This is a genomic window from Corynebacterium meitnerae (assembly GCF_027570075.1).
In the GTDB taxonomy this organism is placed as follows: domain Bacteria; phylum Actinomycetota; class Actinomycetes; order Mycobacteriales; family Mycobacteriaceae; genus Corynebacterium; species Corynebacterium meitnerae.
In genome coordinates this window covers 1-12,572 of the sequence record NZ_JAKMUS010000025.1, presented here as the reverse complement: position 1 = coordinate 12,572, position 12,572 = coordinate 1, and the positions used below count along the sequence as shown (strand labels likewise).

Here is a 12,572-nt window from a genome sequence, read left to right as displayed (position 1 = left end):
GGCCACTTGCCCTCAACTTTCAAAAGTTTTGGGCAGTCCTGGGGTTTTGATGGGGGTTGTGCACGATTTTTGAAAATCGTGCACAGCGGGCCCCGGGAAACCGAGCTACTTCTGCTTGCGGCGGTAGTACACCTGGCGGCGCACGTGTGCGACGACGTCGCCGTCCTCGTCGACGATGTCCACGTCGAACCAGTGCAGGTACTTGTCACCGTTCGCGGTTTTCTCCTGGATGAGCGCGTAGGTTTCCTCCGGAATGCGCATGTCAGCGGTGATCCTGCCGCGGCCGGGCTTCACAAACTTGATCTCGCCGGCGGTGTCCCAGATCCGGTACTCCTTGCCCAGGCGGTGCATGGAGGCGAGCATGAAGAAGGGGTCCGTCATGGCGGACATGGTGCCGCCGAAGGCCACGCCCATGGCGTTCTTGGTCAGGAGGTTGGGTTTGTGGGTGACAACGACCCTGGTGCCGTCATCGGCGAACTCCTTGACTTTCACGCCAGCGCCCAGGAAGGGCGGCCAGAAGCTCATGAAGTTTTTGAGTTGGCGTGCAGTGTAGTGGGGCACTGGTGCTCCTTCGTGTCGTGAACAAGTTCGCCGCCCCGGCAGGACAGACATGGCCGGAGAGTACGGCGAACGGCGAACTTGTCACACTATACCGGCAGGAAGCGGGCCATCACTTTGCCCGTTGGGTTGCGGGGCAGTTCGTCGATGAAGTGAACGTCGCGGGGGATGGAGTGGTGGGCGAGTTTGTCGCGCACCCAATCACGGATGGCGTCGGCGGTCAGTGCCTGGCCGTGTTCGTCCTTGCTGCGGACCACCCAGACGGCGATGCGTTTGAACGTCTCCTCATCGTCGACGCCACCGGCGTACACGTCCGCAATGCCGGGCATGGGTTCCAGTGTTTCGGTGACGGACTGGGGGTGGACGTTTTCGCCGCCGATGATGATCATGTCGTCGTTGCGGCCCAGCACGTGGAGTTGGCCGTCTTCGTCGAAGTAGCCGCGGTCGCCCATCTCGATCAGCCCGTCGATCATGACGATTGGGGTCTCCGGGTTGGAGTAGCCCTTTAGGGCCGTTTCGTTGTTGAGGAAGATGCGGCCGGGCTGGCCTTGGGGGACTTCGCCTCCGGCGTCGTCGAAAAGCTTGACCACGCTGCCCGGCACCACGCGGCCGGCGGCGGTGGGGTGCTTGGCAATGTCTTCCGCGGTGGCGACGGTGGCCAGCGACAGTTCGGTCGAGCCGTAGATGTTGGCCAGGATCGGGCCGAAGCGCTCGTGCATGCGCCCAACGAGGTCCGTGGTCAGCGCGTTGCCGGAAGACGCGATCCACTTCAGGGTGGAAGTGTCCCACTTCTCATTGTCTGGCAGGTCAAGCATTTGCTTGTAGAAGATGGGGGAGGAGATCAGGCCGTCGATCTTGTAGTCCTGGATCTGCTGCATCGACTTCTCGGGGTCGAACACGCGCTGCGTCACCAGGGTCGAGCGCGAACCGAGCGCCACGTTGAGTGTGGACCAGCCCCACGTGTGGAACATGGACGCGGACTGCAGCACCGTTTGGTTCGAGTACCACGGAATCGCCGACAAAAGCCCGGTGAGCACGTACGGAATCGTCGGTTCGTCGCGCAGAATGCCCTTGGGCACCCCAGTCGTGCCGGACGACATGAGCACGATGTCGCCTTGTTTCGGGCGGTAGGGCAGCTTCGGCAAGTCATGTTGAAGGGTGATCAGCTTATCGACGTGTGGCGCCCCCGCCACCACTTCTTCCCGCTCCGCTTCGGTGATATCCCCCAGGTGCGCCCACACGAGCGGGACTTGCCCGTTTCGGACGGATTCTGGCATGCGGTCGGCGAATTCATCGTCGGTGAAGATGATGTTGATGCCGTTTTCTTCGATGCAGCCCTGGATCTGCTCGGCGGAGGAACCGATATTGAGTAGGAAGACTGCGCCACCGGCGTAGCTCTTCGCGGCCAATGGCATGACGAAGTGGCGGCCGTTGCGGGCCATGATGGCGATGCGGAGTTCGCCCAGGCCTGCTTCCTTCTTGTACTTGAGCAGCCACTGGGCAAGGGTGCGGGAGCCGTCGCGGAGTTGTTGGTAGGAGAGGACCCCGTCATCGTCGATAAGCGCATTGCGGTTCGGGCAGCAGCGCGCACCTTGCTCGACTTCGCGGGCGGTGGTGATGCCCCAGCGGGGGAGGTCGCCGAAGCCGCGGAGGAAGACGCCGAAGCCGCCTTCGAAGCTGACGATGCCGCGGCGGACAATGAGCGAGGCGAGTTCGGTGAAAGCCCGCACCTGCTGGAGCGGACTGTAGCTGACCTGGTTAGACATGCGTGGATTCACTTCCCAACTGTTCTGAGGGTTCAGTTACTACAGTCGTTTTTACAATAAAAACGTTTCGTCCGAGGGAAGTTTTCCAGCAGTTGTTGAGTTAGAGCTGTTCGTTGATGGTGGAGCGGAAGTTCTCAATCGGCATGGCCCCACCGAGGAATTTCTTACCGACGATGAATCCCGGCGTCCCCGTCACACCCAAGCTCTGGGCGTAATTCCGGGCCTCATCGATGGCCTCGTCATACTTGTCGCTCTGGGCATCAGCCGTGAACTTATCAATATCGGGAACCTCAGCCTTCTTGGCAAAGCTGATGAAGTCCTCCAGACCAAAGCCCGGGTGACCACTCTTTTGCGCGGCAGCCGCCATGTAGGCGTCTTTGTACTCGGCGAACTTGCCCTGCTCCGCAGCGGCACGGCCAGCCTTGGCTGCAGCGACGGAAGCAGGACCTTGGACGGCCATGTCGTTCCACTCGATGCGGACGTAACCGGCGTCCACGTACTCCTTCATCAGTTCCGGCTCCACGGTGGTGGCGTGGCGGATGCAGAACGGGCAATCCCAGTCACTGAACTCAGCGATGACGATCGGCGCGTCCAGCGCACCCACTGCCATCGGGTCCTTCGGGTCGCGGCGTGCGGAGTTGCCAAGCTCATCCGCAGCCGTGATGGGGGAGCCCGGGCCGTGGATGGTGGCATCGAAAAAGCCGTCCGCCCCCGCCTTGGCTGGGGAGAAATCAGTGCCCGGCTTGGCGTCAGAGGGGATCTCGCCGGCAGAGCCAGCACCTTCAGCGCCGGAATCGCCCTCAGTGCCTTTGGTACCACCCATCTGCGCCTGGATCTGGTTCAGCGCGTTCTGCTGCCCATCGCGCTCGCCGATGATGTAACCGCCCACGGCGGAAGCCAGTGCAAACACGATGGTGAACGCCCACATCAAGAGCGGGATCTTGGTCTTGGGAGTGCTGTTGGTCATGGGGTCTCCGGGGTTGAGGGGGTGGTGTCGCGGACAGTCTGCGGTGGCACCGCATTGCTGAGAGCTACTGCTCGTGCGAGGCGCGCGTACCGCAATTCTTGCTCGCGGAAGCGGAACCACGTGGACATGGTGGTGAAGAAGAACGCGATGATGAGCACGTACAACATCAGGTCCGTGCCGCGGTCCACGCCGAGCCAATTGGCTAGGACGGTGACATCATCAGGGCGGAAAATTGCCCACAATGCGGCCACGCCGAGGAGAACAAAGCCAAGTTTGACGCCTGCTTTCGCATTCGCCTTCTTGCGGTTTGCCAGAAAATACATGGCCAACGCGAGTGCGGCGAGGATGAGAAGGATTTGAATCATGGCAACCTCCTGGCCACGAGGCCGTCGGCAAGAATATTCACGCCGTTGATGAGGGATTGGCCCTTGGACATGGAGTACTCGGTGTACAGGATGTCCACGGGCTCTTCGGTGACGCGCCATGAGTGGCTATCGATCATCCCGATGATCTCGGAGGCGTGAGACATGCCATTCATCCGAATATTCATCTCATTGGCCACGCGCTTGTTGAACGCGCGCAAACCGTTGTGCGCATCCGACAGGCCGAGCCGCCGCGTGCGCGGGGAGAGCAGGACCACGGTGCGTAACACCACGCGCTTGATCCATGGCACTTGCGCGGACTCCTTGCCCTTGGCAAAGCGTGTACCCACGATCATGTCCACCGGCTCCGTGCGCAGGCGCTCCACCATGCGGACCACGTCCTTGACTTGGTGCTGCCCATCCGCGTCGAAGGTGACAAAGTACTTCGCGCCGGGTTGTGCCCGGGCGTATTCCACGCCCGTTTGAATCGCGGCACCCTGCCCGAGGTTCACCGGGTGATTGACCAGGTGCGCGCCAGCGGCGTGGATATGCGTGGCGGAATCATCGTGTGAGCCATCATTGACGGCGACGATGTTGGGAAAGGTCTGCAGAGCATTGCGCAGCACCTCGCCGATCACGGCGCCTTCGTTATAGCACGGCACGATCAGCCAGGTGTCGGCGAAATCAATGTGCTGCTGGGTCATGCACCACAGATTAGTCCGCGCGGTGGAACAACTGGGAGTACACCCGCCGCATGGTGCTCACTGGAAGTGCACGGTAGAGATTGCGCACCAGAAAATTCACGCCGGCGCGCGGCCAGCTGATCAGCCCGTAGCGCACCAGGGCACGTTGCATTTCCCATTCCGCACGCCGTGTTTCCTTGGTAGTGCGACGCGCCAGCTGCGCATCATTGACCCGGAAGTAGGTCAACGGTTCGTGCAGGTTGTGTAGCTTCTTGCCCGCTGCGATGAGGCGCGCCCAGAGGTCATAGTCCTCCATGTTGTGCATCGGCTGATAGCCACCCACCGCGCGCACATCAGCCGTGCGCATGAGCACGGATGGGTGGTTGAGGGGGGAGTTGATCTTCACATATCGCGCGATGCCATCATGAGTTTCCGGCAGGCGTCGGATGCCGCCGAGGGTATCGCCGTCGAATTCCTGCACCGCCGTGCCAAGGGCCGCCACGTCCGGGTGGTCAGCCATGAAGGCCAGCTGCTGCTCAAGCCGCTGCGGAAAAGCCGCATCATCAGAATCCAGCCGCGCCACAAACTCCGTGGTCACATGCTTCAAGCCCTCTTGCAAAGCAATGCCCAAACCACTGTTCTGCGCCAGCGTCACGGTATCCACAACGCGCAAAAGCTTTTCGACGTCCCCCTCAACCGGCCCATCCTTCACCACCAACACTCGCTCCGCCGGACGCGTCTGGGCGTTGATGCTGTCCAAAGCGTGCTTGAGCTCGTCCGCGGTGGTGTTGCGGTACACCGACATGAGCACGGTGACTGCGCCGGGTTCTAAGGGCTGATCTGCCATGGTGCCTGCGCTCCTCAATCCCGCGCTGCGTCGAGCAGGTACTGGCCGTAGCCGGATTTGAGCATGGGTTCTGCGAGTTTCTCCAGCGCAGCAGCGTCGATAAAACCCTGGCGGTACGCGGCTACCTCAGGTGAGCCGATGACGGTACCGGTGCGTTTCTGGATCACCTCGACATAGGAGCTGGCCTCACTCATCGAGTCAATCGTGCCGGTATCCAGCCACACATCCCCGCGGTGGAGGCGGTGAACCTTGAGCTTGCCCTGCTGCAAGTACGCGTCATTCACGCTGGTGATTTCCAATTCGCCGCGCTCGCTGGGGGTGATCTCAGAGGCGATGTTCACCACGTCATTGTCGTAGAAGTACAAGCCAACAACCGCGAAATTGGACTGGGGGTTTTCTGGCTTTTCTTCGATGGCGGTGGCTGTACCGTTCTCGTCAAAGCTGACCACGCCGTAGCGCTCCGGATCGGAGACTTCATAGGCGAAGATTGCGCCGCCGGAAGGGTCGTATGCTTCGCCCATCAGACGGGAGAGTTCTGCGCCTTCAAAAATATTGTCACCGAGCACTAGCGCAACAGAATCATCCCCGATGAAATCCTCACCGATGATGAACGCCTGGGCGAGGCCGTCGGGGGAGGGCTGCACGGCGTAGTCGATCATGAGGCCCCAGGCGGAGCCGTCGCCAAGCAAGCGCTTGAATGCGTCCTGGTCCTCGGGCGTTGTGATGATCAAGATCTCCCGGATACCCGCGCTGATGAGCGTGGACAGCGGGTAGTAGATCATGGGCTTGTCATAGATGGGCATGAGCTGTTTCGAAATGCCCTTCGTAATCGGGTAGAGCCGCGTGCCGGATCCGCCGGCGAGAATGATGCCCTTCATGCCTGGAAGTCTAGCTAGAGGTTCTGGCTAACCCACATACAAGGCGAGCGCCACGCGCCAGTTCGTCGGCGTGAACCCAGTCGCTTCGATCTTGTCCAGCGTCAGCGTTGATTCCGCTGGGCGGGCCGCTTCCGGCCCGTGCAGTTCTTGATACTGGGCGGTGGTCACTGGGGTTACTCCCGTGGGGTTGGAGCCAGCCGCGACGAAGGCTGCCATGGCGATTTCATCGCGCGTGGCCGGGTCCCCGCCGGAGGTGATGTTGTAGATCCCGTAGTCAGCCTCCACATCCAGCAGGTGGACGATGCCCTTGGCCAGGTCCTCTGCCCACGTCGGCCGTCCACGCTGATCGCACACCACCTGGGCAGTAGCGCCCTGGGATGCAAGGCGGGCCATCGTGGCCATGAAATTAGAGCCTTCCCCGAAAACCCAGGCGGTGCGCACGACATAGTGGCGTGGGCAAGCGGCAGCCGCTGCCTCACCCGCGGCTTTGGACGCTCCGTACACCGACAGCGGGCTCGGCGTTTCCTCCTCGGTGTGCTCGGCCACGGTCCCGTCGAACACGTAGTCCGAGGACACGTGCACCAGCTTCAGGTCATACGTGGTGGCAATCTGTGCCAGCTTCGCCGGGCCGAGTGCGTTGACCGCCCACGCGGCTGCCCGGCCCTCGGTGGTTTCGGCCCCATTCACGTCATTGAACGCCGCCGCGTTGATGATGGTGGAGTACTGCGACCAATCCCGCGCAGCCAGCAGCTCCTCCGCCGGGGCGGTGAGGTCAAAGTCCTCGCGGGCGCAGAAGTCCGCGTCGGGCAGAAGCGCCCGCAAAGCCTTGCCTAGCTGGCCGTTCGCGCCGGTGACGAGGGTGCGGCGTGGGGGAACCGGCGTGGCGCTGATAAGCGGCGGATGCTGCTCATCTTTCGCGGACACCTCCGTGGGCTCGAGGGGCCACTCGATCTCCTTGTAGGAGCAAAACGCGTACTGCGCATCGGGGCTCCAGCGCGCGTTGCACAGGTAGATGTACGTGGTGCCGTCCTCGAGCGCCTGGAAACCGTTGGCCACACCGCGCGGCACAAACACCGCTGTGTCAGGCCCGATCTCGCACCCGAACTTCGCGCCGAAAGTGGGGGAGCCTTCCCGCAGATCCACCCACGCACCAAACACGCGACCCGTGGCCACAGACACGTACTTATCCCACGGCTCCGCGTGCATGCCCCGCGTGGCGCCACGGGAGGCATTGAAGCTCACATTGTTCTGCTCCACGCGCATGGGTGGTTCGCCCGCCCAGTTCTCCTTGAACCAGCCGCGGTTATCGCCGTGGACCTGCAGATTTCGTACTACAAGACCGTCGATGCCTGTGCTCGGTGTAGTCATGCAGGCCATCTTAATCCTCTGAAGAATTACTGAAACGCGCACGCGGGATAGATAGTTTTGCAATACTAACCAGCACTTGCACACCGGAGAGCACAGGAGGCTTGCCACGCAATGTTGAATCACCAGGTGCGCACGCACCGTTCCGCAGAAGATTTTCCGTACGAAGAACACCTCGCCTACAAGGTCGCCCAGGTAGCGGCCGACCCTGTGGAGGTGCCCGCCGAGACGACCGAGATGATCATCAACCGCATCATCGACAACGCGGCTGTGGCCGTAGCGTCCGTGGTGCGCCGCCCAGTGACCTCCGCCCGCGTGATGGCGCAGGCGCACCCGGTGGAGAAGCAGGGGGCCACTGTCTTTGGTATCGATGGCCACTTCTCCGCCGAATGGGCCGCTCTGGCCAACGGCACCGCGGTGCGTGAGCTGGACTTCCACGACACGTTCCTCGCCGCGGATTACTCCCACCCGGGCGACAACATCCCGCCGCTGCTGGCTGTCGCGCAGCACAAGGGCTTGGATGGCAAGGCGCTCATCCGCGGTATTGCCACTGGATACGAGATCCAGGTGAACCTGGTCAAGGGCATCTGCCTGCACGAGTTCAAGATCGACCACGTGGCGCACCTCGGCCCGAGTGTGGCGGCCGGCATCGGCACCATGCTGGACCTGGATGTGGACACGATCTACCAGTCCGTCGGCCAGGCGCTGCACACCACCACGGCCACCCGCCAGTCCCGCAAGGGGCTCATCTCCTCGTGGAAGGCCTACGCGCCAGCGTTTGCCGGGAAGATGGCCATCGAAGCTGTCGATCGCTGCATGCGCGGCGAGGGCGCACCCGCCCCCATCTGGGAAGGGGAGGATGGCGTCATCGCGTGGATGCTGCACAGCCCGGACCGCACCTACACGGTCCCGCTGCCCGCGCCGGGCGAGCCCAAGCGCGCGATCCTGGATACCTACACCAAGGAGCACTCCGCGGAGTACCAGTCCCAGGCCCCGATCGACCTGGCGCGTCGTATGCGCCAGACGCTTATCGACGCAGGTCGGTCTACGACGGACATCGCCTCCATCGTGCTGCACACCTCGCACCACACTCACTACGTGATCGGTACCGGCGCCAATGATCCGCAGAAGATGGACCCCACCGCATCGCGTGAAACGCTCGACCATTCGATCATGTACATCTTCGCCGTAGCGCTTGAAGACGGCACGTGGCACCACGTAGACAGCTACTCCCCAGAGCGTGCTGGCCGCCCGGAGACAGTGGAACTCTGGCACAAGATCTCCACCGTCGAAGACCCCGAGTGGACGCGCCGTTACCACTCCACTGACCCCGCCGAAAAAGCCTTCGGTGCCCGCGCCGTGATCACCTTCACCGACGGCGAGGTCATCGAAGACGAGCTCGCGCTTGCCGACGCACACCCAGACGGCGCCCGCCCCTTCACTCGCCCGGATTACATCCGGAAATTTAGGACGTTGGCGGAGGGGCTCGTCGATAAGCAAGAGCAAGACCGCTTCCTCGCGGCCGCTGAAAATCTGGAAAACCTCACTGACTTGAGCGAGCTCAACGTGCGCCTCACACAGGACGCACTGGCCACAGCCCCGGCAACGCCTGAGGGCATCTTCTAACCCGACTAAGGAGCCTGACATGACCGAGCAACCAGACATCCGCAAAGGCCTCTACGGTGTTGTCGCTGACTACACCCAGATTTCCAAGGTCAACCCCGAAACTAACTCGCTGCTCTACCGCGGCTACCCCGTCCACGAGCTTGCTGAGGGCGCCAGCTTCGAAGAAGTAGCCATGCTCCTGTGGAACGGTGAGCTGCCCAACGAGGACGAACTCAATGAGTTCTACCGCGTGGCCCGCGCGCGCCGCGGCCTTGATGAAGAGCTCATCGGCGTCATCGAAGCAATGCCGAAGGACTGCCACCCGATGGACGTACTGCGCACCGCTGTGTCGTTTTTGGGTACGCGCGATCCGGAGAAATTCACCCCGAATTCTGACCACATCCGCGACATCGCGCTGACCCTGCTGACCAAGCTGCCCACCATCATTGCGCTGGACATTCGCCGCCGCCGCGGCGAGGGCTACATTGAACCGGACGTGAACCGCGGGTATGCGGAGAACTTCCTCTGGATGGTCTTCGGCGATCGTGAAGGCTCACCCGCCACCATCCCTTCTGACGTGGAAGCCTTTGAGAAATCCATGATCCTGTACGCGGAGCACTCCTTCAACGCGTCCACCTTCACCGCGCGCGTGATCACCTCCACCCAGTCCGACACTTGGTCTGCTGTCACCGGTGCGATCGGTGCCCTCAAAGGTCCGCTGCATGGTGGCGCCAACGAGTTTGTCATGCACAACTTCGTTGAAATCGACGATCCTGCCAAGACCGAAGAGTGGACCCTGAACAAGCTCAAGAACAAAGAGCTCGTCATGGGCTTCGGCCACCGCGTGTACAAGAAGGGCGACTCCCGCGTGCCCACCATGGAAGCCGCGTTCAAGAAACTCGCCTCCGAACACCCGGAGAAGAACGCCTCCAAGTGGGTAGAGATGTACGACATCATGGCCAAAACCATGTACGAGAACACGTCCATCAACATCATGCCCAACCTGGACTTCCCAGCCGGGCCGGCGTACTACATCCTCGGATTCGACATCGAGTTCTTCACCCCGCTGTTCGTCATGGCACGCATCACCGGGTGGACCGCTCACATCATCGAGCAGTTTGAGAACAACACCATCATCCGCCCGCTCGCCGCGTACAACGGGCCGGATGAGAGGCATTTGGCCTAGGCGGTTTCTAGGCCTATTGGCCGTGCGCGGCGTAGCCCTGCTCCACAGCATCCTTTGCGTCGCGCCACCACGCCTCGTTCTCGCGGTACCAGGTGATGGTCTGCTCGAGCCCCTCGCGCAGATCCGTGTAGCGGGGCTTCCAGCCGAGCTCGTCCGTGAGCTTGGTGGCATCCATGGCATAGCGCTGATCATGCCCCGGGCGGTCCGCGACGTGCTCATAGGTGCCACCCATCAGCTCACAGATGAGCTCGATGACGTCCTTGTTTGAGTGCTCCCCGTCGGCGCCGATGTTGTACGTCTCGCCGATGCGGCCGCGCTCCAAGATGGCCAGCACCGCATCGTTGTGGTCATCCACGTGAATCCAATCACGCACCTGCTCGCCCGTGCCGTACAACTTGGCTGGGCGGCCGGTGAGCAAATTAGTGATCTGCCGTGGGATGAACTTCTCAATGTGCTGGTAGGGGCCGTAATTATTGGAGCAATTCGAAATGGTTGCGCGCACTCCAAAGCTGCGTACCCACGCCCTGACCAGGTGATCCGACCCAGCCTTCGTCGCCGAATAAGGCGAGGACGGGTTGTATGCCGTGGTTTCGGTGAACTTCGCGGGATCATCGATGGCCAGGTCCCCAAAAACCTCGTCGGTGGAGATGTGGTGGAAGCGCTTGTCATGCCGCCGTACGGCCTCCAGCAGCGTGAACGTGCCCACCAGGTTCGTCTCCACAAAAGGCGACGGGTCGCGCAGAGAGTTGTCATTGTGGGACTCCGCCGCAAAGTGCACGATCGTGTCTGCCTCTTGGCACAGCTTATCGACGAGTCCCGCGTCCGCCACAGACCCCTTGACTAGTTCAACCTGGTTGCCTGCACCCTTGAGGTTGTCGGCGTTGCCGGCGTACGTCAGCGCATCCAGAACAAGGAGGCGGGTATCCGGATAGCGCTGCGCCACCATGTGCACAAAGTTCGAACCAATGAAACCGGCGCCGCCGGTGACGAGCATAGTCATGGCACTCATGCTAGCTGGCCTTTCCCGTGGTTCGATGCGGCCGGGAGCGTGCCAGCCCAAGGAGGTGGACGAGTGCCCCGGCAAGTGGCCCGAAACCCAACGCGATGATTGCTGTGGCAGCCACGCCAGTTCCTGCTGCCGCGGGGAGGACAAACAGCAACGCAAACGTAGCCACCGACCCCGCGACCCATCCCGCCACGTACCAATCGTGCAGTTCCAGTGCCAGCACCGCAGTGCCAGTAATGATCAGTGCTCCCATGATTGCCGAGGCGAACGTGAGCAGACCCAATGGCACACCCGCCACGAAAAGCTCCGGTGGGAACAGCGCCCGAAGGATCGCTGGTCCGACCAACCAGGCGGCACCAAAACCTAGAACTCCCACCCCCAACACAGCCGCGATCGGACGAGCAAGGGAGGTATAGATCCGCTCGCGCTGCTCCACAAACCGCACGACCAGCGCTGACTGGAACCGCTGCAGTGGTACGAGCACCGGTGCGCGTGTGAGCAACACCGCCTGGTTGATCGCGGCCACCGCAGCACCTGTACCGGGATCGGCGGGGAAAGCAGCATTAGCCGCCATGGGGAAGCCAGTGATCAGCGTGGCTGAAGCGCCGGTAGCAACCACAGCGGCGATGACCCTGCGCCGGAATTCCGTGCCGTCCACGTCCAGTGCCACCCTGATCTGCGCCCGCGCTTGAGGTGAGACCCCTAGGATGAGCAGCCACGTTGCCGCGCCAATGACCGTGATGCCCAAGAAAGCGGTGAGGCCCCAGCCGGCCCACCACGCCACGCCAGCGAGGACTAGCCTGATCCCGGAATCAATAGCCACGAGCGCCGCGTACTGGTTCCACAACCGCGCACCACTCAAAATGCCCGATAGGACAGCTTGGAACACATAACTAACCAGGCCAAAAACCAACAGGCCAATAGCTGTGTTCTGGTTCAGCGGTGCCACCGATCCCAGGAACACAACCCCACCCACGAGGGCGAGCACCGCGACGATTCCGGCTGCCACCGCAGCCAACCGCCACGGACTAGCGCTGCCTCTCTTGCCTTCCTCACGAGCAGCAGCAACCGCGCGCGTGGTTTCCTGTGTGATGCCGTCGATAAAGCCAGCCGAGGCGAAGAACAAACTCCAGTACGCCTGGAAATGCCGCATCTGGGTTTCGGCATCGAGTGACCAGGACGCGACCCACAGGACCACGAACCCGGACAGCGCCGCGAACACCGTCGCGAAAGAGAGGGACTTCATCGCTGGAAATTCTACGGAGCGGGTGAAGGATTTAACATCCGACTCTGGGGGCGTTTTAAAAACAAGCAGGTCAAGGGCTTTTGTTGAGGAGGGGCTAGGGGTG

The 12,572-nt window shown here is 61.9% G+C and carries 12 protein-coding genes; 2 read left to right on the top strand and 10 right to left on the bottom strand.

Going from position 1 to position 12,572, the window contains the following annotated elements:
• Nucleotides 1-105: 105 nt before the first annotated feature.
• The 8 genes from L8U60_RS10540 to L8U60_RS10505 form a co-directional block, all read right to left on the bottom strand.
• Nucleotides 106-561: a DUF4442 domain-containing protein gene (locus L8U60_RS10540; protein ID WP_269966331.1), complete on the bottom strand. Its 456-nt coding sequence runs from the start codon at nucleotides 559-561 to the stop codon at nucleotides 106-108.
• Between the two features lie 86 nt (nucleotides 562-647).
• Nucleotides 648-2,324 carry an AMP-binding protein gene (locus L8U60_RS10535; RefSeq protein ID WP_269966330.1) on the bottom strand — a complete coding sequence of 559 codons (1,677 nt, stop codon included), beginning with the start codon at nucleotides 2,322-2,324 and terminating at the stop codon, nucleotides 648-650.
• A gap of 100 nt (nucleotides 2,325-2,424) precedes the next feature.
• Entirely contained in the window at nucleotides 2,425-3,291 is an 867-nt protein-coding gene (locus tag L8U60_RS10530) for a DsbA family protein (protein WP_269966329.1), read from the bottom strand.
• Nucleotides 3,288-3,656, bottom strand: coding sequence for a DUF2304 domain-containing protein (locus tag L8U60_RS10525; protein ID WP_269966328.1), 369 nt, complete (start codon nucleotides 3,654-3,656; stop codon nucleotides 3,288-3,290). Before L8U60_RS10525 ends, L8U60_RS10530 begins: the two co-directional genes overlap by 4 nt.
• Nucleotides 3,653-4,357, bottom strand: a complete 705-nt coding sequence (locus L8U60_RS10520; RefSeq protein ID WP_269966327.1) for a glycosyltransferase family 2 protein — start codon at nucleotides 4,355-4,357, stop codon at nucleotides 3,653-3,655. Before L8U60_RS10520 ends, L8U60_RS10525 begins: the two co-directional genes overlap by 4 nt.
• A gap of 10 nt (nucleotides 4,358-4,367) precedes the next feature.
• The gene (locus L8U60_RS10515) at nucleotides 4,368-5,183 is read right to left on the bottom strand and encodes a glycosyltransferase (RefSeq protein WP_269966326.1); all 816 of its coding nucleotides are present in this window, start codon (nucleotides 5,181-5,183) and stop codon (nucleotides 4,368-4,370) included.
• 14 nt (nucleotides 5,184-5,197) lie between these two features.
• A complete protein-coding gene (gene rfbA, locus L8U60_RS10510) occupies nucleotides 5,198-6,061 on the bottom strand; it encodes a glucose-1-phosphate thymidylyltransferase RfbA (protein ID WP_269966325.1) in 864 nt (287 codons plus the stop codon).
• 27 nt (nucleotides 6,062-6,088) lie between these two features.
• Nucleotides 6,089-7,429 carry a sugar nucleotide-binding protein gene (locus tag L8U60_RS10505; RefSeq protein ID WP_269966324.1) on the bottom strand — a complete coding sequence of 447 codons (1,341 nt, stop codon included), beginning with the start codon at nucleotides 7,427-7,429 and terminating at the stop codon, nucleotides 6,089-6,091.
• A gap of 111 nt (nucleotides 7,430-7,540) precedes the next feature.
• Here L8U60_RS10505 and prpD point away from each other — a divergent pair, with 111 nt between their 5' ends.
• Entirely contained in the window at nucleotides 7,541-9,052 is a 1,512-nt protein-coding gene (gene prpD / locus L8U60_RS10500; protein WP_269966323.1) for a 2-methylcitrate dehydratase PrpD, read from the top strand.
• Nucleotides 9,053-9,071: 19 nt separating this feature from the next.
• Entirely contained in the window at nucleotides 9,072-10,217 is a 1,146-nt protein-coding gene (locus L8U60_RS10495) for a bifunctional 2-methylcitrate synthase/citrate synthase (protein ID WP_269966322.1), read from the top strand.
• Between the two features lie 13 nt (nucleotides 10,218-10,230).
• Here the strand turns inward: L8U60_RS10495 and rfbB are convergent, their stop codons facing one another.
• Both rfbB and L8U60_RS10485 read right to left on the bottom strand, forming a co-directional pair.
• The gene (rfbB, locus tag L8U60_RS10490) at nucleotides 10,231-11,217 is read right to left on the bottom strand and encodes a dTDP-glucose 4,6-dehydratase (RefSeq protein WP_269966321.1); all 987 of its coding nucleotides are present in this window, start codon (nucleotides 11,215-11,217) and stop codon (nucleotides 10,231-10,233) included.
• A gap of 10 nt (nucleotides 11,218-11,227) precedes the next feature.
• Complete coding sequence (locus tag L8U60_RS10485) at nucleotides 11,228-12,469, bottom strand: polysaccharide biosynthesis protein (RefSeq protein ID WP_269966320.1); 1,242 nt, start codon at nucleotides 12,467-12,469, stop codon at nucleotides 11,228-11,230.
• Nucleotides 12,470-12,572 lie beyond the last annotated feature (103 nt).

Coding starts and splice junctions, on each gene's coding strand:
- rfbB (WP_269966321.1), bottom strand. CDS start 11,217: ATGACTATGCTCGTCACCGGCGGCGCCGGTTTCATTGGTTCGAACTTT.
- prpD (WP_269966323.1), top strand. CDS start 7,541: ATGTTGAATCACCAGGTGCGCACGCACCGTTCCGCAGAAGATTTTCCG.
- rfbA (WP_269966325.1), bottom strand. CDS start 6,061: ATGAAGGGCATCATTCTCGCCGGCGGATCCGGCACGCGGCTCTACCCG.
- L8U60_RS10535 (WP_269966330.1), bottom strand. CDS start 2,324: ATGTCTAACCAGGTCAGCTACAGTCCGCTCCAGCAGGTGCGGGCTTTC.
- L8U60_RS10485 (WP_269966320.1), bottom strand. CDS start 12,469: ATGAAGTCCCTCTCTTTCGCGACGGTGTTCGCGGCGCTGTCCGGGTTC.
- L8U60_RS10525 (WP_269966328.1), bottom strand. CDS start 3,656: ATGATTCAAATCCTTCTCATCCTCGCCGCACTCGCGTTGGCCATGTAT.
- L8U60_RS10520 (WP_269966327.1), bottom strand. CDS start 4,357: ATGACCCAGCAGCACATTGATTTCGCCGACACCTGGCTGATCGTGCCG.
- L8U60_RS10515 (WP_269966326.1), bottom strand. CDS start 5,183: ATGGCAGATCAGCCCTTAGAACCCGGCGCAGTCACCGTGCTCATGTCG.
- L8U60_RS10505 (WP_269966324.1), bottom strand. CDS start 7,429: ATGACTACACCGAGCACAGGCATCGACGGTCTTGTAGTACGAAATCTG.
- L8U60_RS10530 (WP_269966329.1), bottom strand. CDS start 3,291: ATGACCAACAGCACTCCCAAGACCAAGATCCCGCTCTTGATGTGGGCG.
- L8U60_RS10495 (WP_269966322.1), top strand. CDS start 9,072: ATGACCGAGCAACCAGACATCCGCAAAGGCCTCTACGGTGTTGTCGCT.